Origin of the sequence: Collinsella sp. TF07-1, from assembly GCF_003437235.1 — a bacterium.
Taxonomy (GTDB): domain Bacteria; phylum Actinomycetota; class Coriobacteriia; order Coriobacteriales; family Coriobacteriaceae; genus Collinsella.
Genome location: NZ_QSRV01000017.1, coordinates 1 through 22855, shown reverse-complemented (window position 1 = coordinate 22855; position 22855 = coordinate 1). Strand labels below are relative to the sequence as shown.

16 protein-coding genes and 2 tRNA genes are annotated in these 22855 nt (G+C 56.0%); 13 read left to right on the top strand and 5 right to left on the bottom strand.

What is annotated here, in order from left to right:
- Positions 1–22: 22 nt before the first annotated feature.
- On the bottom strand, positions 23–3454 hold the full coding sequence (locus DXC67_RS07370) for a SpaA isopeptide-forming pilin-related protein (RefSeq protein ID WP_117637912.1): 3432 nt from the start codon (positions 3452–3454) through the stop codon (positions 23–25).
- A 297-nt stretch (positions 3455–3751) separates the two neighbouring features.
- Here DXC67_RS07370 and DXC67_RS07365 point away from each other — a divergent pair.
- Positions 3752–3826: transfer RNA gene (locus DXC67_RS07365), tRNA-Gly, on the top strand.
- A 203-nt stretch (positions 3827–4029) separates the two neighbouring features.
- Here the strand turns inward: DXC67_RS07365 and DXC67_RS07360 are convergent.
- The 4 genes from DXC67_RS07360 to DXC67_RS07345 all read right to left on the bottom strand — a co-directional run bounded on the left by DXC67_RS07360 (position 4030) and on the right by DXC67_RS07345 (position 9767).
- Positions 4030–5430 (bottom strand): hypothetical protein, encoded by a 1401-nt coding sequence (locus DXC67_RS07360; protein WP_117634739.1) that lies wholly within the window; start codon positions 5428–5430, stop codon positions 4030–4032.
- Complete coding sequence (locus DXC67_RS07355) at positions 5427–7406, bottom strand: N-6 DNA methylase (RefSeq protein WP_117634741.1); 1980 nt, start codon at positions 7404–7406, stop codon at positions 5427–5429. Before DXC67_RS07355 ends, DXC67_RS07360 begins: the two co-directional genes overlap by 4 nt.
- Positions 7406–7633, bottom strand: coding sequence for a hypothetical protein (locus DXC67_RS07350; RefSeq protein WP_117634743.1), 228 nt, complete (start codon positions 7631–7633; stop codon positions 7406–7408). The genes DXC67_RS07355 and DXC67_RS07350 overlap by 1 nt, the downstream gene beginning before the upstream one ends.
- Positions 7634–8093: 460 nt before the next feature.
- Positions 8094–9767 (bottom strand): RNA-binding domain-containing protein, encoded by a 1674-nt coding sequence (locus tag DXC67_RS07345; protein WP_117637911.1) that lies wholly within the window; start codon positions 9765–9767, stop codon positions 8094–8096.
- 398 nt (positions 9768–10165) lie between these two features.
- Here DXC67_RS07345 and purB point away from each other — a divergent pair, with 398 nt between their 5' ends.
- From purB to DXC67_RS07285, 12 genes are all read left to right on the top strand, one after another.
- Entirely contained in the window at positions 10166–11512 is a 1347-nt protein-coding gene (gene purB, locus DXC67_RS07340) for an adenylosuccinate lyase (RefSeq protein WP_022093797.1), read from the top strand.
- A gap of 141 nt (positions 11513–11653) precedes the next feature.
- A complete protein-coding gene (locus DXC67_RS07335; protein WP_158551316.1) occupies positions 11654–12490 on the top strand; it encodes an ABC transporter substrate-binding protein in 837 nt (278 codons plus the stop codon).
- Positions 12487–14286: a GGDEF domain-containing protein gene (locus DXC67_RS07330; RefSeq protein WP_117637909.1), complete on the top strand. Its 1800-nt coding sequence runs from the start codon at positions 12487–12489 to the stop codon at positions 14284–14286. Before DXC67_RS07335 ends, DXC67_RS07330 begins: the two co-directional genes overlap by 4 nt.
- Positions 14287–14399: 113 nt before the next feature.
- Positions 14400–14663, top strand: coding sequence for a TIGR03905 family TSCPD domain-containing protein (locus DXC67_RS07325; protein WP_089572560.1), 264 nt, complete (start codon positions 14400–14402; stop codon positions 14661–14663).
- On the top strand, positions 14663–15874 hold the full coding sequence (locus DXC67_RS07320; protein WP_117637908.1) for a twin-arginine translocation signal domain-containing protein: 1212 nt from the start codon (positions 14663–14665) through the stop codon (positions 15872–15874). Before DXC67_RS07325 ends, DXC67_RS07320 begins: the two co-directional genes overlap by 1 nt.
- Before the next feature lie 153 nt (positions 15875–16027).
- The gene (locus tag DXC67_RS07315) at positions 16028–16750 is read left to right on the top strand and encodes a response regulator transcription factor (RefSeq protein ID WP_006236208.1); all 723 of its coding nucleotides are present in this window, start codon (positions 16028–16030) and stop codon (positions 16748–16750) included.
- 11 nt (positions 16751–16761) lie between these two features.
- Positions 16762–18327: a cell wall metabolism sensor histidine kinase WalK gene (locus DXC67_RS07310; RefSeq protein WP_117564000.1), complete on the top strand. Its 1566-nt coding sequence runs from the start codon at positions 16762–16764 to the stop codon at positions 18325–18327.
- A 118-nt stretch (positions 18328–18445) separates the two neighbouring features.
- Positions 18446–19324: a phosphoribosylaminoimidazolesuccinocarboxamide synthase gene (locus DXC67_RS07305; protein ID WP_035136481.1), complete on the top strand. Its 879-nt coding sequence runs from the start codon at positions 18446–18448 to the stop codon at positions 19322–19324.
- Positions 19325–19900, top strand: coding sequence for a hypothetical protein (locus tag DXC67_RS07300; RefSeq protein ID WP_117637907.1), 576 nt, complete (start codon positions 19325–19327; stop codon positions 19898–19900).
- An 89-nt stretch (positions 19901–19989) separates the two neighbouring features.
- Entirely contained in the window at positions 19990–21270 is a 1281-nt protein-coding gene (locus DXC67_RS07295; RefSeq protein WP_117637906.1) for an aminopeptidase, read from the top strand.
- A 28-nt stretch (positions 21271–21298) separates the two neighbouring features.
- Positions 21299–21374 (top strand) — tRNA-Lys (locus DXC67_RS07290).
- A gap of 193 nt (positions 21375–21567) precedes the next feature.
- Positions 21568–22365 carry a TraX family protein gene (locus tag DXC67_RS07285; protein WP_117637905.1) on the top strand — a complete coding sequence of 266 codons (798 nt, stop codon included), beginning with the start codon at positions 21568–21570 and terminating at the stop codon, positions 22363–22365.
- Positions 22366–22855 lie beyond the last annotated feature (490 nt).

The following is a 22855-nucleotide window of genomic DNA, read 5'->3' as shown; positions in this document are numbered from 1 at the left end:
GCTCGCCCGCTTTTTCATCGCGCTAGCGCTTCTTTGGGATTGACCTAAGGCGAGCGAACCATAGGGCTGCGGCACCCGAGGTCAGGAGCGCGGTGATGCAAGCGGCGATGGGGGCTGATCCTGTTGCCGGTAGGTCCTGCGGTAGGGTACAGCGTTGAATGACACTGTCCTCGTCATGTGACTCAAGTTTATCGCCGCCGCCGTTGCGGCAAAGATCGACGCGTGCGCTGTTGGTGAGTGCAGTTTGGGGTGTATAAGCCGACGTTGCCTGCATGTGCACGACTGCGCCCCGAGCGTCTGTGCCAAGGATTGCTCTGGCATCGTCAAGGTCGTCGTGCTCATCTTTGAGATCATCGCGGGTCCAAGAATCCGTATCGCTTCGAGTCGTAAAGTCGGCGGCTGCTGCACCGTATTCAATGCGAATGCCCGTCACGACGGTATTGGATGCAAGGTCGAGTTCTTTCGCCTCGAGCGTGGTGGATTCCGTGGTCGAGACATCCGCCTTCCAGAGGTGCCAGCCGTCGTAATCGACGAGGCGGCAATCCTCACCCAGACTCTCTTTTACTTCGTCGGACTCAAGCCAAGGATTTTCGTGCCCATCGTCAAGCGTCGCGTTTGCCGGCTCATCGATGTCTGTCGAGTCCAACGGCGTCGTGCGATACCACACGTTGCACAGACCGTTGAGGTCGCCGATGGCGACGGGGGTTTCGATTGAGACGAATCTCGCCGTGCCGTCTTTGGCGCACTCAAGATCATCGGTAATCGTAAACTCATCAACCCAAGTAGCGGAATCGTTTCGAGCATCGATGGTATAGGAGAAAAGCCCATCCGTATTGGTTTGCATCGCGGCGCGGTTTTTTCCATCGCCGTTAGCCAACAGACCCTTCCCGATAGGTTGGACAAGTTCCTGACGCTTGTCGACCTGTCCTTTGATCTCGATGGGCGCATCCTTCATCGCGACGGATTGGACTTCTCCCGTATCCTTTATTTCAAACGTTATCTCCTCGGCAAGGTCATAGGTCCGCGGAGACATCGTTTCGCGCAACGAGTAGGTGCCGGGTGCAAGATGTTCGATGCGGTGCGGCTTGTCGGATGAGGTCCAGGAGTCTATTTCGGTTTTATCGGGACCATATAAGGTGAGTTGTGCGCCTTTCATTTCCTGCTCTCCGCTTGCATCGACCTTGGAGATATCAACCTTGGTGTAATCGTCGGATACGTTAAGCCGTGCTTCTACAACGGGTGTTTTCTGGTCGGCATAAGTAAGGTCGACAATATGGGATGTCCGATCGAGTAAGAAGCCTGCCGGCGCTTGAGTCTCGACAACCTCGTAGCGTGCGGTGCCAGATCCCAGCGGGAGGTCGTCTGCGCGTGCTTCTCCAGTTTCATCCGTCGTGACGGTAGCGACAGTCTCACCGTCAAGCGCGGCAATGCTACCGTCGGGGCGCACGATATCACCTGAGGCACGGATCTCAAAGATGGCGTCCGCGAGGCTGCTGCCGTCTACGGCATCGGTTTTAACGATCCTGATGTTTCCGGTCGCGGCGTGGTCATAATACGAGACGATTGCAACGGGCGTTAGGTTTGTATCGGCGGGTATGTTTACCTCGATCTCTTCGCCGACAAGATAGGGCTCTTTGGCCGAGGTTTCGCGTACATAATAGGTGCCCGGCACGAGCGATTCGGGCAGTGTGACGGTCCCGGTCGCGTCAGTCGTAAAGGTGTCCATTACGTTATGTGCTGGATACCAGCAAGTTTGTGAGACAGGTTCGTGATTGCTGTCGAGGAGTTGGAAGGTGAATCCGGCTAGTGGAACAGAAGCGCCTGTTTGGGCATCGCGTTTTACAATCTGGAGATGCGTCGACAGAGCGTGGTTGTCCACGATATATTGAAGCTCGGCGCCGTCGGAAATCTGATTGGCCCCGACGGTCCATTCCCCTGCACGTTTAAAACCCTCGGGGACGGTTTCCGGAACCTCGCGAACCGTGTAGCCGGCGCGGTCGTATGGGATGGCTCCGTGGACACCGGCGGGTCGCTTGCCTGCGCCAAACCATGCTTCTGACTGATCTTTGGTGGAGGCAAAGCCATAGATGTTTGTGGTCAGTGTGCCAACAACCTGCTGAGAGCTGTTGCTGACAACCTCAAAGACAACACCTCCCGCCGGCTGCTCCAGGCCGGATTGGTCGCTATTGCCGTAGTCCTTGAATTTGGAAATCTCAAGGTCAAACGCAATGGGGATATCGGAAACGCGAGATTCGATCTCGACCACGCCTGAATCGCCGAGCTGGTCGGCTCCAACGGTATAGGTCCAGCTGTCGTTGGATGGCAGGTAGCCCTCGGGGGCTTTTGATTCGTAGATGGTAAAGGTTCCTAAGGGGACATCGGCGAGAGTGGCCCGACCGCTTTCGTCGGTCGTGAGGATTTGCGCCCATCCAGGGGTTGATTGTGATACGCACACGAATTCTGCTCCTGCGAACGAAGCTCCAACTTGGGGGCCTGCATTCGTCGCGGCATCGAGCTTTGCGATGCGCAAGGTAATGGTGCCAGGTTGTTCATCAATGGCGACCCGCCCGCCGTCATTCCCCGTGGTAAAGGCAATACGATCGTGGCGGGGGACATAGCCGGCCGGCGCCTTCGTTTCAACTAGGTAGTATGCCGTGTTGGGCAGAAGTACTGCCTGCGCTCGACCGTTGCTGTCCATCTGGACGGTGCCGACACGCGCGCCGCTGGCGCTCTCAAAAACATCGAATGTTGCCCCGTCAAACTCATAGGTATTGTTTCCGCTGGTAATGGCAGCGTTTGCAGACTGCTTTTGGAAGGAAACAGAGACCGTCGGCAGTACATAGAGCATGTCTTGACGTTTGCTGCCGCCCGATACGGTTCCTAAATAGCGCCGCGCGCGGTGCGGAGCGGCTTTGATGCTTCCTGATTTTGCGCTGTCGTGGAGCCATCGCGCAGCCGCCACGACTTCATCGTCGGCGGTAAAGTGCCCACTCTTGGTTTTGCCCTGAGCGGTCGTGTAGGAGTAGGTGCCGTCGACATGGGTAGTGCCGTTGAGCATCCATACGGCAAGCTGGGTGGCGGCGCGGGCGCGATCGGGTGAAAGATGGTAAGCGCCAAACGACGTGGCGGTAGGATATCCGTGACAAACGATTGCCGCGAACTCGTCGTCGAGCCACACCCAGCCTTGATCAAAGTTGAGCCATGGGCCGCCCGGCTTGGTGGGGCCGGGGCGCTCCTGGTTCATGCAGTAGGCAATCGAGGCGTCTTGAGCTTCATACTTGCCGATAAAGAAGGGCCCACAATCATCGCTAATAGTGCGGAAGCCGAGCTGGTCGTAGCCATCGACGGCAAATGCGGCTCCCGGTGCCAGGCAGCCGAAAAGCAGGAAGAGGAGCAGGAGCAGCGGACCTGTTGCGATTGCGCTGTGGACAGAGTGCGTGGGTGCGTTGGACATGGCTGCTCCTTATCCCTCGTGCGCCGCACGGGGAGGCCGCGGCGCTTGGGATGAGGCTACCGCCATGGTTCATGCGGGTAGGTACCAGAAGCTGACCAAAAGCTTGCCCGATTTCTGACAAATCGAGCCCAAATACAACAATCAGATAAAAGTGCAGGTAGAAGATAGGGAGAACAGGAGGTCAAAGGTCCTCGTCTCCACAATTGACATGTTTTCCAAACGAATCTCCACAGCTAAAACAAGCATCGACACCCTTGTATCGAACAAGACAACCGCGTTATACTAGCCAACACACAAGCGGGCATCGCCAAGTGGTAAGGCATCAGCTTCCCAAGCTGACACTCGCGGGTTCGAGTCCCGTTGCCCGCTCCAGTTAAGAGCACAAGCACGGCACCATCACGGTGCCGTGCTTTTTTCAATAAAGTGCTGGGATTCGAACCCGACAGGGTGCGAGCGTTAATCAAATGTCCAAGTGTGAATTCTCACACTATGCCGTTAACCAACTTACTACGATACGCGTTGCATTTTGTTTGTGTTGAGGCTATAGGCTTAACGGCGGTTAAAAGGTCGCCTCACTAGGTGTTGGAGACAACCTTCTCGATGGCGATATCGACCTGCTCCTGTGCCAGCTTGGTAGCCTCGTTCTCAAGTTGGTCAGCCTTGGCCGAGGTGCTCACGCTCCTGTCCATAAGGTCGGCGATGGCAGATTCGACGTCCGCGCCAAGACGGGGAACGCGAATTTTTTTGATATCGATAGGGCTAAGTTGAGGCACCGAGGTTCCGTATGCGCAACGAACGACCGACGGCCTGCCAACGGTGGGACTGTTCAGAAAAGCAAGCAGGTAGCCAGTTCGAATCTTTGTAACGTCGGGATAGATTCTCAGCAGATGGTTGCTGCCAAACATTCCCTCATGATTCTCCGTGAGCAAAAGAGCTCGTCCTAGGATGCCGTACTTTTGACCAGAACATGCCATGACGAGAGTTCCCGGCTTTAGGATGTAACGCTCCCAGTTTTTAATGAGCTTGGCGTAAACAAATTTTGTCGGTTGAGTGTTAACGTCAAAGACCTCGGACACACCCACAAAGGGAACGTTGGAATCGCCATAAAACCGCTTGAAGCGAGGAAGCTCTTCGACGTCCTCTACAAGTTCAGCAAGTGGCGCATACTCCATTACGTCAACCAATGAGTCTACGGCGCTTATAGAGCCGGCATAACTGTCAGCATCAAGGCGCGATCTGTTGTCAATAACTTTGGATAAACTCACCACGCATGTTCCTGCAGGACTTTCTGCCTCACAAGCAATACCGACCTCCTTCTCCAACAGCTTAAACGCCCCGTCCCGCAGCTTCCAGGCCTCGCCGCGCAGGCGCACAGCCTCGGCAGCTTTGTCGCCGATGGCTTTGCGCGTGGCCGCATCGGGCATGATGACCGGAAACTCGTTGGCGTGGGCCACCTCGATGTGCTTGATCATGTGACCGTACTGAGACGCTCGTGCGATCTGCTTGAAGAAGTCCGTCTTCATATACGCGTAGAGCCAGCCGTACTCGTCTTGGTCCTTCGGCTCGATGCGCAACAGGTCGTCCGTGATGACCTTGTTCAGGTGATGCGGGTACACGGCGGTAACGTTGCCCACCACGCCCGAGCGCGAAAGCAGCAGCCAATCCTGATTGACGAATCTAGAATCAGCCTGGGGCACGAAAGGCGCGGCGAGCCACTTCCTCACTCGGGGAAAGTCCTCGAACACCTGGCCGGCGGTAAAGAAGGGTAGCCCTTTGCCTTCCGGCACGGTATACCCCGTCAGTCTGCTCGGCTGCCAAATGTCGGTAAGGTCACCGAGCCTCTTGTGGTTGTCGCACTGGTTGGCAAGGCGTACGAAGCCGTACCCGTCGCGCAGGTAGGTTGACGCCTCGAGCCTCACGTCGCCGCCCAGCACGGTGGAAAGTCGGACGCTCTTCACCAAAGGCGCGATCGTCATTGGTCTCGCCTCCATTCAAAGAAGGCGCCGGCGATCGCCATCGTCTCGTCGTCCACCACGCGCTCCTTCGAGGTGTGGCTGCTCTCCTCTTCGGAGCCCACGTTGCCCGTCACCGCGGTGGTCTGCTCCTGCACAATGGGGTAGCCGTCATCGTCGCGTACATAGGTGGTCTGACCACGCTTGTCGTGCCCTACGTGGTCACAGATGGCCATAAATATCTTGTAATCCTGGAAGGTACCGTCCTTGCAGTATGCCTCTTCCTCACTGTCCCAGCGTCTCAGCACAAGGACGGATGTCTGCACGCCCACGTTGGGTTGGAACGCATCCGGGTGCATGTCTACCGAACCCAGGATCTGCGCATGGCGCAAAATCCACTGGCGCACGTAGCCCAGACCCGGGTTGCCCAGGATGCCGTTGGGAATGACGAGCGCCGCCACACCCACGCCGGGCTCAAGCAGGCGGATACACCGCTCGATGAAGAGGATCTCGGGCGGCTGAGATGAGAAGAGCTTGGGTTCCATGCTCCACTCGGCATCTTCCTCGGACCACGACCAGGTGTGTCCAAGGTCGAAGGATTCCAGAATCGCCGGGTCTTCGATAGGAATCTTGGAGCCAAAAGGTGGGTTGGTCATAATCGCCGTAACGCCGTGCCCCGGCTGCAGCGCCTTATTTGCCGCAATGTCGGCGGCGTCCAGGCGCAGCGCCTTTTGCAGTTTGGGTTCAAAGCCCGAGAACGGCTCGAGCGAGTTGGCGTGGAACAGCTGTCCGGTGCCGTCGTTGTTCATAACCATATTCATCTTGGAGGCACGCACTAGGATGGGATCAAAGTCGATGCCCACGATATGCTTGGACAGGAACTCGCGCTTGCGCGCGATCAGAGCCTCTTGCTTGGCTGCTTTGCTGCGCCCGCTCACCTCGACGGAGTCTCTGATCTTCTCAAGCACGTAATTCATGGCCGTGACCAAAAAGCCGCAGGTGCCCATGGCGGGGTCGAGGATGACGTCGTTTTCGGACGGGTCGACCATCCGCACCATCATGTGGCACATGTTGCGCGGCGTGAAGAACTGGCCCTTGTCACCACGCAGGTTGGAGCCCACGATTGTCTCGTACGCGTGGCCCTTAACGTCCACGTCGCTCTCGAGCAGGGAATACATTTGCAGCTGCGCCACGATGTAGGCGAGCACATCGTCGGTTAATGCGATGCGCTCGTCGGCCTTGAAGATGGTCTCGTACGACTGCTTGACGTTTCCAAAGAGTGCCTCGATGCGCTTGCGGCACTTCTTCTTACCCGCGGCGCCCTGGCGCTCGGTTGGCGTGATGTAGAACGTTGGCGTCTCGGAGTCGCGCTCATCCTGGATTTTGCAGAAGATGATCTTGAGCAGTTCAAGGAATGCCTCGGCCTTTTGGATGCCTTGGTTTCCGGCGATGTAGTTGTGACAGCGGCGGAACGAGTACAGCAGCGAGTCACTGGCGGCGGGGCGCAACTGGTCGAAGCGCGGCGCGTCGTCGGGTACCTCGCCACCAGCATGTGGCAGATCGGGCACGGCCTCGGGGCCGCGCTTGCCGGCATCGTCCACCACGTAACGGAAGGTAAGCAACTCGTCGCCGTTGGTCCACATGCCATAGGTCGAGTTCATGCAGGCAGACGCATAGGAGTGCATTTGATCTACGCCGTCTTTTTTGCCTTTGGCCTTGGTCTTGGGGTCTTTGCACTCGACGATGATGTGGATGTTTTCCTGGGTGTGCGCTTTTCCCGGCTCCCAGATGGCGACGTCGACCGCTTTTCGGTTGCTGCCGAACTTGATCGACTCCTCGACCCCGATCTGCTCCTTCTTGTAACCGTACTCACGCACGAGGGACTTTAGGATTTCCTGGCGCACTCGCTCCTCGGGGGTGTCCCTGCGCTGCGTCACGCCGTCGATGAAGTCCAGTATAGTCTCCGGCTGGATGACCGAAGTCTTGCTCACTTGCGACATTACGATTCCGTCCTTCCAACCTTGGTGTTGGTATCAACGCGTGCGGGGCCGCCCGATGCGACGCCCATCTCGCGGCTAATCAAATCTTTAAGAAATCCCTGCTTGTTTTCCTGTGCGGAGAGGAATGACCAAATCTCCTCTTCGGCGGGATAGAACCGCAGACAGAACTGCTGGGTCTTGTCGTGCTTGTACTTACGATCGGCTCGCTTCTGAGCTTCTGACGGCATGGCACCTCCCAAGGACATAGCTTAGCCATAATAGGAATTAGTATAGGTCTACACCTATATGTAGACAAGCAAAATATCACGAATCAGCAGGTAAAGGATGATTTTTAATTAAAGAAATAGAAGCCAACAAATGTAAAAACGGCCTCTAAGACATTGGACGTTTTTACGGTTGAGGAAGGTGGAGCTTGAGAAATGATCCGCCATGAGCGCTCCCTGCCGCTCGTGCATGGAGTGGCAGGGAACTATTTTTGTTGTATGAGACTGCCGTCTCGCAAGGTTGCAATGCCCGATTGGATGTCGACTTCAGTTGGATCAACCATATGCGCTGTTGCCTGACGCTGCGCGATGCCAGACGACGGAGGATGCGTCCTATCACGACTGGTAGTCAGGCACATTCTGGGCTAGTTGCGAACTTGGCTTGGAATGTGCCTGTTTGGCAGAATCGAAATCGCGAGCCATATCACTCGACTATGTGCCACTCAGCTGCCGAAGTGCTTCCAGCGTTGGTGATGCGGCCAGCTTTCCGTAGGCTTTGGAGCAGATAGCTTACATGGTCGCCTTTTTGCTTTGCCGTAAGGTCTGCCGGCAAGGCATGATCCAGCCCTGCGATAATCTCCGCTCTTGAACATGGGCGCACGCGCAGGAGCTCCAAGATCAACTCCTTGAAGACGCTATTGTCTACGCCCTTGTTTCGCACATACTCGCTGTGGGCACCGGTGGCTGCTGCCACCTCGGCTGAGACCGTCAGTTTGGGGTAACGGCCCCTAACGAGGCCTTGTTCGTGAAGCAGACGTGACTGTTCCTTTGTGACGGGTAGTCCCTTCTGAACGAGGTCCAACAGCAGTACTGTCACCAAATCAAGATTTCGATTGCTTGCGAGAAGTCGAGAATAGTCCTCGTTGAGAACCGTACCGTACAGCGTTACGGCAACGCGCCCAATCTCAGATAGATCGTAGGTGGGCATTGGTAATAGGCGGTTGCGCTGAATATCGAAGACGTTGCGAATGCCTATGGCGTTGCGGTCCATCATGCCTGTTTTGTTCATAGCGCTTGAAAGCAGGGGGTTACGGTAGTAGGGCGGCTTGTAGCCGCTCGCGAGCGCGTTCTCTATCGTCTCGGGGATAAAGGCACCCTCGTTCTTGAATATAAGCTTGTCCTCATACTCAAGGACATTGATCTTTCCTGACATCCTGAAATCTTGATGCGCAATAGCGTTGTGGAGAAGTTCTCGAATGACTTCGGGACTGTAGCGATGCGCTTCGGTGGGAAATAGCGTCTCTTCGCGGTCGAAGAAGCGATACTTTTCGTTTCTTATCTTTCCCAGGATACGATCGACCTGCAGAATGAAGGGCGGCTCAAAGTGTTCATAGGCCATAGTGGAGCCGTCGCTCGCGTAGAGCGTCCAAGTGATGCGCGGCTCAATGCCACCCAGAAAGACACTCGATTCCGGTTTGCCCAGAAGAACGAGCGCCGCATTGCTCACGTGGCCGTGGATCACAAGCGCCATCTTGCTAAGGATAGATTCTTCGTCGAGGCTACTAACGGCAGGCTGGCTTTCTCCGAACTTTTCGACGAATTTGGAGCATGCAAAGCTAACTGCATCTGGATCAAGGTCACCGAAGTTTGCCTCGTAGGCAATCTGGCGCGACCAGTCGGGCCGGCTCTGCCCGTAAATGGCGTCGAGTTTGAACTTGGGCATCTCTACGAGGGACTCATTCTCTCGTGACCAAGGGATTCCGTGCCAAGTCGTTGGCGTTGCGAAGCTGCCAGCCGGTATCTGGAAAGCAATGACTCTTTTGTCATCAACCTCAAACTCGTAAATCTCTTCGAAAGTCATGCCGTTGTTGGTGTATTGGGCGATTTCGTGCTTTAGGCGTCGCAGGCCGACACTTGGCGATTGGGGTTCTTTACGGTAGGCGGTTCCCTTTATCTTGCGGTCGTTTGAAATGCCAAAGAAAAGCCATCCGCACTCTGCCTTGCGTAAATTGGCCTCGTTGCTGAGGGCGGAGAAATACCTGCCAATGTCCTCGAAGTCATAGTTCTGCTTTGCTGCCTTGTATTCGACGACCTCGGTCTCGACGTCTGCAATGATGCGCAGAAGTAGGGAGGGCATTTCGCTCGTTTTCCGTATCATGACACTCCATATAATGTAATTTTATCCGCAACTAATGTAATTATATCTCCTGTTACATTAGCCGCCCGTGCATAAGGCTGTAGGCCGACTGTAAGGTCATATATTTCAGTGCATATAATGTCTGTACTTTTAATTTACCTCGCAGATTAGCTGCCAGGGGAAACGGAAAATAATGTGTCTTCTTCTAATGTAATTTCGCATGTAGCTTCGCGGATAACGCGTGAAATTACATTAGTACACGGAACTATTGCCGCCTGCTGCGGTGACGCTGCTGTCCATCTTCGTTGCCCGCTCCAATTCCAAAATGTTAGGTTCATGCCTGCTGCCCATACTTGCACCTGCGCACGGTACAATGGTTGGGTTACGACCAACGTGCCAATAACCAAAAAGGAGCCGCTATGATCGATCGCTATACCCGCCCGGAGATGGGACACATCTTCTCCCTCGAGAACAAGTACGCCATTTGGCAGGAGATCGAGGTTCTGGCCTGCGAGGCCCAGGCGGAGCTCGGTAAGATCGGTATTTCCAAAGACGAGGCCCAGTGGATCCGCGATCATGCCAACTTTGAGAAGGCGAAGGTCGATGAGATCGAGGAAGTCACGCGCCACGACGTCATTGCCTTCCTGACCAACATGAAGGAATACATCGATGCCGATGTTCCCGAGGGCGACCCCAAGCCCAGCCGCTGGGTTCACTATGGCATGACCAGCTCCGATCTGGGCGACACGGCTCTGTGCTACCAGCTCACCCAGGCCTGCGACTTGATCATCGAGGACGTCAAGAAGCTCGGCGAGATTTGCAAGCGTCGCGCCTTTGAGGAGCGCAATACGCTCTGTGCCGGCCGCACTCATGGTATCCACGCCGAGCCGATGACCTTCGGCATGAAGTTTGGCTCTTGGGCCTGGGAGCTCAAGCGCGATCTGGATCGTCTTGAGGACGCCCGCAAGAATGTTGCCTTCGGCGCCATCTCGGGCGCTGTCGGCACCTACAGCTCCATCGAGCCGTTTGTCGAGGAGTATGTCTGCGAGCACCTGGGCCTGGTTCACGACCCGCTGTCCACGCAGGTTATTAGCCGCGACCATCACGCCTATCTCGCCGGTGTTCTTGCCACCACGGCGGCCACCTGCGAGCGCATCGCTACCGAGGTTCGCAATCTGCAGAAGACCGATACCCTCGAGGCCGAGGAGCCGTTCCGCAAGGGTCAAAAGGGCAGCTCCGCCATGCCGCACAAGCGCAACCCCATCACCATGGAGAAGGTCTGCGGCCTGTCGCGCGTCGTGAAGGCCAACGCGCAGGTTGCCTTCGACAACGTCGCCCTGTGGCACGAGCGTGACATTTCGCACTCCTCTGCCGAGCGCGTCGCCCAGGCCGATAGTTTCATCGCGCTCGACCACATGTTCCAGTGCCTCATCCGCGTTATCGACGGCCTGCAGTTGTATCCCGCTCGCATGATGGCCAACCTCAACAAGACACGCGGCCTCATTTTTTCCTCCAAGGTCCTGCTGGCCCTCGTCGACACGGGCATCACCCGCGAGGACGCGTACGCCATTGTGCAGGAGAACGCCATGGCAACCTGGCACGAGGTACAGGATTGCGTCTCCGGCCCCACCTTTAAGGAGCGTCTCGAGGCTGATCCGCGCTGCACCGTCAGCCAGGAGAAGCTCGACGAGATCTTTGATCCGTGGGACTTCCTCACCCGCATCGACACGGTCTTCGATCGTCTGGAGCAGCTGAGCTTCGAGTAGGGTTGACCTAATTCGACCGCCTGCGGATGCATTTCAACCATTGGCGCCTTGCCCGTCTTGGGCGAGGCGCTTTTTTTACTGTCGCATATGCGCCCGGGTAATAAAATGAACTCCGACTGCTGTTTCGATGAAAGGGGGCACGTGCCCAGACGCATCAAGCGGGCCACCATCGTCTCGTTTACGCTCATACTCCTTGTTGCCGTCTGTGCGGGCGCCCTGACGTATACCGTTCGAAGCAGTTCTTCCTCCTCGAATGAAGCCGATAGAGATCTCCCGGTGCTCAAAATCGGCGTTACGGATAACGACCCCTATGTGTATGTCGATACCACGGGCGATTACGCCGGTATCGATATCGACATCGCCCGCGAGGCCTGCAAACGTGCGGGGCTCAAGCCACAGTTTGTCGATATTGACTGGAACGATCGCGACCGGCTGCTCAAAAACGGTGATATCGATTGCCTGTGGTGTGACTATTCTCCCTGTTATCGCGAGGATAAGTATTACTGGACCGAGCCGTATCTAACCGTGACGGTCTCGGTTGCCGCCAAGAAAACGAGTGGCATCAAGTCCTTGGCACATCTCGATGGAAGTAAGACCATTGCGGTGATTGCGGGTTCGGTGAGTGAACGCCGATTGCTTGCGGGGGATTTGGGGGTCTCGTCGGACGTTCAAATCAAATCATATGGCTCTGCCGAACTCTGCAAAGCCGCTCTAGTCAAAGGGTACGTTGACTGCTGGATGGCGGATGTCCAGTCGCTTGACCGACTCGTTGCTCAGTATCCCGGCGTTTACCGTGTGTTTGCCGACAATGTTATGACGGTTGACCTGGGTGTCGCGTTTGATGACAGCTATGAAGGATCGGTCGTAAAGGATCTCAATACCGCGCTGTTCGACATGGATCGAGATGGCACGATTGACCGTATTGTGGGCAATTACAAGACAGGAGCGACGACGGGCGGGCAAGGAGGAAATTCATGACAACTGATGAGCACCGCTTGAGTCGAAAGACTCTGAACGTCATAGCTGCCAGCGTTATTGTCAGCGCCGTCTTGTTAGGCCTGTTGTATACGGTTGGAACCCATCGCTGCCTCGAAAAAACGCTTGGGTTTGGCCAAGAAACCATGGTGTTTTTGGAGAACGCTTGCGAAAAATATGACCGCTACGAACAGGGGAGAAAAACCGAGGCGACGCACGATTTGCTCGCCGCGGTCGAATCGTTTGTGACGTTCCTGTCCTCTGATCGCGTTGAGGTTAACGACGATCTTATCGAGCAATTTGTCCATGCCGAGAACCTTTCGGGGCTGATGGTCATGGACTCCGATGGCCATATGGCTGCCCACTACGACATCGATGGTCGCGATCCGCTCATGTTGTGGCGAGATGAGTTGGCCTGTTCGCCGGTCGCATCGATGTATCAAGGTTCCAAAGTGACCTACTCAACTGTCGATGAGCGCCGTGGTGTCGTTTTTGCCGTCTGTGCTGTTCCGTATGGCGACGGCGTTGCCCTGGCATACCGCTCACTTGTTTCCGATACGGCGGACGACTATTCATATGCCATAGCCGACGTGCTTTCGAACAGTACCTTCCACCAGGGTCCCACGGTGCTTGTTATGGAGGATGCGGAGATTGTCTCATCCAACAGTGCCGATGCTGACGTGTCGCTCGCCCGACTCCTCACCAGCGTAGGAGTTGAGTGGAAAGACGACGGCCTGACGCGCATCGAATATCGAGGAGACGAATGGTATGCCGTGCGTGCGGCATATAAGGACTACCGCCTGTTTGCGCTATATCCCAAATCTGAGGTCATGTCTGACAGGATTTCATTTGTCGCCGTCGGCGTCTTGGTGTGTCTTGCGTTTTGGGTCGTGGTGCTGTTGGCTCGAAATATCGTTGACCACCGCAATTTGGTCGAAAAGGATAAACAGCTCGGCATTATCAATGCCATAAGCGCCATCTACGATTCGACCTTCCTTTTGCATCTCGACACCCTCGAGATCGAGGGGATCAATATGTCGCCGGCGATAGCGAAAATATTTGCCGAGCACAGCGAGGCATATGACTTTATGGACACGGTCTGCCGGGATATCGTGAGCCCCGAAAGCCGCGAAGCGGTTGTGGGACTCGTAGATATAAGTTCGCTTCGTGAACGTATGGAGGGCGTACCGTACTTGGCTGCCGAGGTGCGAGATTGTCGAGGCGCTTGGTACTCGCTACAGGTTGTCCCCCAGCATCGCGATGAGCAAGGCCGGCTGGAGTCGGTCGTCGTGGCGACGCACAACATATCGATGGTCAAGCATGCCGAGGAGCTGTCATATCAAGACAAACTGACGGGGCTTCGCAACCGCAACTATCTTGAATCGCGCGGAGATAGCCTGGTAAACGAGGACTTGCCCGTGAGCGTGATTATGTTGGACTGCAATTATCTCAAGCGGACCAACGACATCTATGGTCACGAGATGGGGGATGAACTGCTGCGACGGACGGCGTCCGTGCTGCGGCGGGTGGCTGGTGCGGATTATCTGCCGATGCGCCTTGGCGGCGACGAGTTTTTGCTGGTTTGCCCCCATACTGACAACGAGTCTGCGCTCGGGCTGGAACAGGATCTTCGTCTCGGTCTTGCCGCGGTAAGCGATGAGGTCCTGACGGTCAGCGCATCGATTGGCGTGGCGACCGTCGAGACGGCTGGAAATACGCTGGCCGATGTATATCGTGTCGCCGACCACAATATGTATCGGGAGAAGCGCACGGTCCACGCACAGGGTGCGGACTGCTAATCTTGCCCCCGCGAGTCCATGCATCGTAGGATGTTGAATCGGTGCTTGCGATAATAAGTCGGCCCAGGCGGGGATAATAGACGTCTGAAATTTCTTTCTGAGAGGGGATCTCAATGATTAGTTTTGACTACAAGCCGCAGGGTGTATGCTCTCGCAATATTCACCTCAATCTCTCTGACGATGGCAGCAAGGTGCTGGGCGTTGAGTTTACCGGCGGCTGTGACGGCAATCTCAAGGCTATCTCCAAGCTGGTCGAGGGCGCTCCTGCTGATCGCGTAATCGAGGTTCTCGCCGGTAATACCTGCGGTATGAAAAAGACCTCCTGCGCCGACCAGCTTACACGCGCTATCGAGGCCGCTCGCGCCGAGATCGCCTAATGGGTATCGCCGACCACATCAAGAATGGAATATCGCGCCGTGGCTTTGTGCTCGGCGGTGCTGCCGCGGGCGCTGCCACGGTGCTTGCCGGTTGCTCGAAAAAAACGGGCACCAGCGACGGTGCCGCCGGCGAGCCGCAGGTTATCAAGGACGATTCGAAGATTGTCTCGATCACTGATGAGTACGAAGCTGTTGATATCGATCTTGAGCCGGCGGCGTCGTGGACGCTGCCGCTGGGCACGCTGCTGTACTACTGCGATGGCGACTACGCTGCCGCGATGATGGCGCCTGCTTCTGCCCTGCATGCCAATACGCTTGGTGTGCTCAACCTGGGCGATGGCTCGCTTACCACACTTATCGAGGATCCTATCGAGGGCACGGGATATGCTTTTTACGATGTCCGTGCCGGCGATGGCGTGTTTGCGTGGGTTGAGATGAACTTTGCCAATTCATCGTGGAAGCTCTACGCTCAAAATCTGTCGGGCGCTTCGCTCTCTGGCGACGTGGCTGAGCTCGATCGAGGTGGCAAGGACTATGATCCGCCCCTGTTTACGGCGTTCGGGTCATCGGTCATCTGGTATAAAATGCCTTCGGCAGGCGGCAATAAAACGAGTAGTGATTCGTTTTGCTATCGTCGCTCGCTTGATGAATCCAAGGCCGAGGTAATTTGGAAATCGATGGGCCGCTTTGCATCGGCCCCGCGCGCGAGCGACGGCATTTTGACCATCTCGCCGCGTGTCCGCAACGACGAAGGCGTCTACTATGGCATAACGGCAATCGATCTGACCGATGGCAACAACACCAAACGTGCCCAGCTAGTCCTTCCCTCGTCAGTCTCGCCTTTCGAGGCCGTATATATGGGCGATACCTTCGTGTTTTCTATCGAGGCGACCTATAGTGACGTGGGCAGCCTGGGCAACATGGGCACGTATATCGGTAATGAGGGAGGGCCATACCTCTTTCTGTCCCGCGAGCCGCTCGCATGTGCTGCCGGCAAGAAGAATAAATATCTCGTTAAGGTACAGGCATCGCATTTTCTCATCGACACCTCTGCCAAGACCTATGGCTCGCTGTTGTCGCCCGACCGCGCTTTGGAATATGGCGATTATCCAGCTACGGCGGGAAAATCGGACTCATTCCTTACGTACGCCACGGTGCGCAACAGCCAGGGTATACCCGAGACGGTCACCGCACGCCTATTCTCTCTTTAAGCTTAGAGGGGTTAAAAAGGCGCCAACAGGGGAATAAACGCGTTGTAATTGTGAGTACCGCCCGCCGAGCTGCCGCGTCATAGTGGCATCCGGCGGGCTCAGGTGCGTTAAAATGGGCTTGTTCTTAGCTGATTGAGACAGGGGGGCCGTGTTATGGCTTCAGATGCAAAAAAGATTCTGCTGGTCGAGGATGAGAAGGCAATCCGTGACGCCGTCGCTGCCTATCTCGAGCGCGAAGGCTACTGGGTTGTGGGTGTCGGCGACGGCCAGTCCGCGATCGAGGAGTTCGAGAAGCATCAGTTTGACCTGGTCGTGCTCGACCTTATGCTCCCCAAGATCCCCGGCGAGCGCGTTTGCCGCACCATTCGCGATACCTCGGATGTCCCCATCATCATGCTGACTGCCAAGGGCGAGATCGAGGACCGTATTATCGGTCTTGAGCTCGGCGCCGACGACTATCTGATTAAGCCGTTCTCGCCGCGCGAGCTTGTCGCGCGCGTACGCGCCTTGTTCCGCCGTGCCCATCAGGCCGACGAGCCAGCCGTCGAGGTACTCGACTTCGGCGATCTGGTCATCGATATCTCGGGCCACAAGATTTTGGTCGAGGGCAAGGAAGTCGACCTGACGGCTTCCGAGTTTAAGCTGCTCACCACGCTTGCCCGTCACCCCGGTCGCGTCTACAACCGCATGGAGCTGGTCGAGAAGGTGCTCGGCTACGACTTTGAGGGCTATGAGCGCACCATCGATAGCCACGTGAAGAACCTTCGCGCCAAGCTGGGCGATGATCCCAAGAAGCCCAAGTGGCTCTACACCGTCCACGGTGTCGGCTATCGCTTCGAGGCTCCGGCCAAGACCGATAAGTCGGACGAGAAATAGGGAAATCACATATGACACCTGCGCGCTTTGAAATCGGACAAAAGCACAAGCAGGAGAGCGAGGCGGGTTCCAAGGCTAGTTGGAACACGCCTCGTTCCGATTCACGGCCAACGATGAGCTATCCCTCGCGCATGGCACTTGCTTTTGCTCTGACATCGCTCATGACGGTATTGGTGCTGGTGGGCGTGGTCTCTGTTGTGTGGGGCACGGTCTTTTCGGATTACACGCGCTCCAATATCGTCGAGATCGCCAATTCTGCTGCCGAAAAGCTTGCGACGTCGTATGAGGAAAACGGCAACTGGACTGCGGGCGAGCTGCGCACGGTCGCGACATCGAGTTTGGTATCCGACGACCTGAGTATGCAGGTCGTCAACAAGAAGGGCGTTGTCGTCTATGACGACTCATGGCCTTCGGCAAGCGCGACCGCCGATGTGCGCGAGAGCGAATCGGCGTCGAGCAGCTCGAGCGGTAAAAAAGCATCGCATAGCCCGGTCTCGTCTGCTCCAACCGACTCCGATAGCGTTGCCAACGTCGAAATCATAACGTCTTCGGGCGAGCATGTCGGACAGGTAAAGCTATGGGCCATCGGCTCCGATGCCTTGCTCACCAAGGCGGATTCTGCATTTAGGGAGAAGACCTTTAACGCCATGGCCCTCGCCGCGGTTGTTGCAATCTGCATTTCGGTCGTTATCGGATCGCTCGTGTCGCGCATGCTCACCAAGCCGATTCATCGTATTACGAGCACGGCCAAGCAAATTCGCGATGGCGATCTGTCCGCTCGTACTGGTTTGCGCGGTGATGACGAGATTGATCAGCTGGGTGAGACCTTCGATGAGATGGCCACTTCGCTCGAGAAGGATATGAAACACGAGAAGCGCCTGACCTCAGACGTGGCTCACGAACTTCGTACTCCGCTTATGGCCATGCTCGCGACAGTCGAAGCCATGCAGGATGGGGTGTATCCCACCGACGACGAGCATCTGGAAACCGTTGCATCCGAGACACGTCGCCTGGCCCGTCTGGTGCAGCAGATGCTCGATCTATCGCGCATGGAAAACAGCACAGCGCCGCTCAACCTTGAGCCGGTGGACATGGTTCCCTTCGTGCGTTCCATCGTCAACGCCCAGGAGCGCCTGTTTGTTGACCGCGATCTGCGCTTGCGCTTTGCAGATGAAACCCAGGGTCACGACGATGTCGTCGAGGCCGATCCCGACATGATCACGCAGTGCGTCATCAATCTCATGAGCAACGCCATGCGCTACACCCCCGAGGGCGGTTGGGTCGTGGTGTCGGTGCTCAGTGACCGCAAGCATGTCAGTATTGCTGTTTCGGATACCGGCATCGGTATTGCCAAGGACGATCTGTCGCGCATCTTTGGTCGTTTTTGGCGTGCCGACGCCAGTCGCGCCCGCGAGGCGGGTGGCCTGGGCGTGGGCCTCGCCGTGACTAAACAAATCGTCGAGCGCCATCATGGCTACATTTCCGTGGAGTCGGAGCTTGGAAAGGGTACGACTTTTACAATTCATCTGCCTCGCGAGCACACGGCGGACGCGGCATCTACTACAATGGAGCACTAGCTTTTCGCTATTCGGTGAAGGAGGGGTTTCGTCCCTGCCGCTCCGAGTTTGCGAAAACGTGCGGGAAAGAACCCGCATTACTGTCGTATTTTGGTAAGGAGTGACTCACGTGACAACGATGGAGCGTCGTCCAGATTCCCGTGGCAAGGTTCGTGATATCTACGATGCCGGTGAAAACCTGCTGATGGTCGCCACCGACCGCATTTCTGCGTTCGACTTCATTCTTCCCGACGAGATTCCGTTTAAGGGAGAGGTGCTCAACCGCATCTCGGCATTCTGGTTCGATAAGTTTGCCGACATCGTTCCCAACCACCTCGTTTCCATCGACCCGGCGGATTTCCCTGAGGAGTTTGCTGAGTATCGTGACTACCTCGCCGGCCGCGCCATGCTGGTTAAGAAGGCCCAGACGATTCCTATCGAGTGCATCGTCCGCGGCTATCTGACCGGTTCGGGCAAGAAGACCTACGACGAGAACGGCACCGTCTGCGGCATCCAGCTGCCTGAGGGCCTGACCGAGGCTTCCAAGCTTCCTGAGCCGCTGTTCACGCCGTCCACGAAGGCCGAGATCGGTGACCACGACGAGAACATCTCGTTCGAGCGTTGCTGCGAGATCGTGGGCGAGGACATCGCCACGCAGATTCGCGACCTTTCCCTCAAGATCTACAAGGCCGCTGCCGAGTACGCCGCGACCCGTGGCATCATCATTGCCGACACCAAGTTCGAGTTTGGTGTCATCGATGGCAAGGTCACGCTGATCGACGAGTGCCTCACGCCCGATTCCAGCCGTTTCTGGCCTGCTGCCAGCTACGAGGAGGGCAAGATCCAGCCCAGTTACGACAAACAATTCGTCCGCAATTGGCTCAAGGCCAACTGGGATATGACGGGGGAGACCCCGCACCTGCCCGCCGAGGTCATCGATGGCACGTCCGAGCGCTATCGCGAGGCCTTCCAGATCATCACGGGCTCCCAGTTCACAAGCATGAAGGAGAACGCATAAGTGAGTACCCGTAGCGCCACGAACAAGCGCACGCAATCCCGCGAGGTTACCGGGGTTGCGCGCAAGTCCGCCGCATCTGCTAAGCCTGCCCGTCAGGCAGCGAGCTCTGTCCACGTCGTGCCGGCTTCGTCTAAGGCACGCCGCAAAGAGCTCGAGAAGGGCGAGAACCTCGAGGGCCTCTCTAAAGAGGAGAAGCGCGCCCGCAAGGCTAAGCAGCGCGCCAAGGAGGATCGCATCTACACGGTGTCGAATATCCTTCTCAAGCAGGATGAGGACTACACCAAGCGCCGCCGCATCTGGTGGGCCGTGCTCGCTATCGGCATGGTGCTCGTCGTGGCCATTTGGGCCTCGCTGTACTTCGCTCCCGCTGGCATGGTGTCCAGTCCCGTCCAGATGGTCGGCATCGTTTTGTCTTACGTCGTCATTCTGGGTGACTTTATCTACGACTTCGTTCGTATTCGTCCCCTGCGCAACATGTACCGCACGCAGGCTGAGGGCATGTCCGACAATAAGCTCAACGCCCTTATCGAGCGCGCGGCTGCCGAGGAGGACAAAAAGGACTCCAAGAAGAAATAGCGTTTGCATTCATACTTATCGCTAAGATATAAGGCGCGTCGTTTTTGCGGCGCGCCTTTTTACTGTTCTATAGATAGATGGAGTGGCACATGATTCGAGCTGCCCTGACGGTTGAAGAAGCTCTGGAGGGCATGAAGGCCCTGGAGCCCAAGATTAAAAACTATGCGCGCCTGGTCGTCCGCAAGGGCGTAAACGTCAAGCCCGGCCAGGAAGTCGTCGTTCAGTCTCCGGTCGAGTGCGCGCCGTTTGCGCGCGTGGTGGTCGCGGAGGCCTATGACGCCGGCGCCGGCCACGTGACGGTCATTTGGGCCGATGATGCCGTGACGAGGCTCACGTACGAGCATGTCGATAAAAGCTATTTTGAGCAGACGCCCGAGTGGAAGCGCCTGCAGCTGGATTCCCTGGCCCAGGACGGTGCCTGCTTTATCTTTATCGAGGGTGCGGATCCCGCAGCCCTCAAGGGCATCGATCCAGCCAAGCCGGCCGCGGCATCCAAGGCGAGGAATACGCAGTGCAAAGTTTTCCGCCGTGGACTGGATTACAACATCAATCCGTGGTGCATCGCCGGCGCTCCGGTCGTGGCTTGGGCGCACGAGGTGTTCCCGGGAGACGCCGATGAGGTTGCAATCTATAAGCTGTGGAATGCGATTCTGCACACCGCTCGCGCCGATGGCCAGGACCCGGAGAGCGACTGGGAACTCCATGACGCCGCATTCGAAAAGAACCTGCGTTTCCTAAACGATAATCAATTTGATTGCCTGCACTACACCGCTTCGAACGGAACCGATCTGACGATTGGCATGACGAAAGGTCACGAGTGGGCCGGCGGCAAGGGCAAGACGCCCGATGGCCACCCCTTCTTCCCCAACATCCCCACCGAGGAGGTTTTTACCTCGCCTGATCGCATGCGCGCTGACGGAATCGTCTACTCGGCCATGCCGCTCATCCACCATGGCAATAAGGTCGACGATTTTTGGATTAAGTTCGAGGGCGGCCGCGTAGTGGACTACGATGCCCGTGTGGGCAAGGCAACGCTCGCAAGCATCATCGATACTGACGAGGGCGCTGCTCACCTGGGAGAGGTCGCGCTCATCTCCAAGAACACGCCGATCCGCGAAAGTGGCGTACTGTTCTACGATACGCTCTATGACGAGAACGCTAGCTGCCATCTCGCGCTAGGTGTCGGTTTCCCCGAATGCATCGAGGGTGGGTATGACATGTCCAAGGAAGAGCTCCTGGAGCATGGCGTTAACGTCTCGAGCACGCACGTCGATTTTATGATTGGCACGGACGACATCGATATTACGGGCATTACGCCTGATGGACGTGAAGTTGTGATTTTCCAGAACGGCCAATGGAGTTGGGAATAGTCCCAGACCGTGGTACAATGCCACCCGCGGGCCGTTAGCTCAGCTGGCAGAGCAGGGGACTTTTAATCCCAAGGTCCAGGGTTCGAACCCCTGACGGCCCACCATAGAATGGAAAAGCGACTGGCGGATGCCGGCCGCTTTTTTGTTGCCGCGACGCGGGTTCGAACCCGAAAGGGCGCGGAGCTGAGTAAACGCGTGAGCGTTTGCCAGCGCAGCGCGCAAGGCGCGAAGCGCCGCAGCGGCCGCCTGCGGAGCAGGCTGAACCCCTGACGGCCCACCCAAAGTAAGGAATACGAAATGAAAACAAATAGATACGGAATTAGCGGCAGCACATTAAAGATAATAGCAGCCATTTCGATGGTTCTCGATCATGTAAGCAGGATCGTCCTGACCAATGGAATCATGACTCACGCATCGTACAGTCAGATATCAGACGAACAGTGGGCGATTCTAAGCGAGGCTTCGGATATGCTTCATGTTCTTGGCAGAATTGCATTTCCCTTATTTTGCTTTTTGATAGTTGAGGGATTTTTGCATACTCATGACTTAAAGAAGTACCTGCGAAATATGCTTGTCTTCGCAATCATTGCGGAGCCCATATACGATTTCGTTCAAACCGGGCAACTATTTGACGCTCGGCAACAAAATGTTATGTGTGAGCTCCTGCTTTCCTTGGTCTTTTTGATTATTCTGGAAAAGACACAAAGTCTTTCAAAATGGAAAAGGTACATCGCAGAAACTGCTCTGATTGTTTTGACAGCGCTGGCAGCTGAATACACTAAACTAGATGGTGGTGTGTATGGCATTCTGCTCGTGGCTGCATTCTATTTATTCCACGACAGCAAGGCCAAGATGTTCTTTGCTGCAGTATGCGCAGTGCTCCTTTCGTCATGCCATATAGTCGGCGGCGGATTTGAGTTTGCTACAGCTAATGTATTTAATCCTGATGTTGCTGCTGCGGTCGTTTCGTTGCTGCTTATCAATCTTTATAATGGCAAGCGAGGGCTGAAGCTGAAATATTTCTTCTACATTTTCTATCCGGCACATCTTGCTCTGCTTTATGGTGTCTCACTTATTGTTTTGAACTGTCTTTAAAAACTCTCAAACAAGTCTCTGAAAGCAGAAATAAATTGACCCTAAGACTGCTTGTGAATTTCTGGAAGACTGGAGAGATGCGAGGAGAGACAACGAGGGCTGCAGAAAGATGCTTCGAAAGCATGAATGGCAGCGAGAAAATGAGTTCGGAAGCGCCCTCTGGATGATCCAGCATAGAATAGAAAGCGATCGGCTCCGGCTGGTCGCTTTTTTGTTGCCGGTGCACGGGTTCGAACCCGAACTTCTCTATATATAAGAACGCTTGGCGAACAAAACCTGCCTTTTACCGACGGGAAACAAATAGCTGATGCTTTTGGAGTAAAGTGGCGCTCCAGAGATGACCGATGCCTTAATACCTATAAACCAGCTGGTCATCGCCAATATCAGAAGCCAATGCTTCAGTTTTAACCTCAGTGATGCGACTGAGGGACCTATTCATTTGTGAACAAAATATGGAGTGCGCGATTCCCGCCCCCGGCGCCCCTCCGGT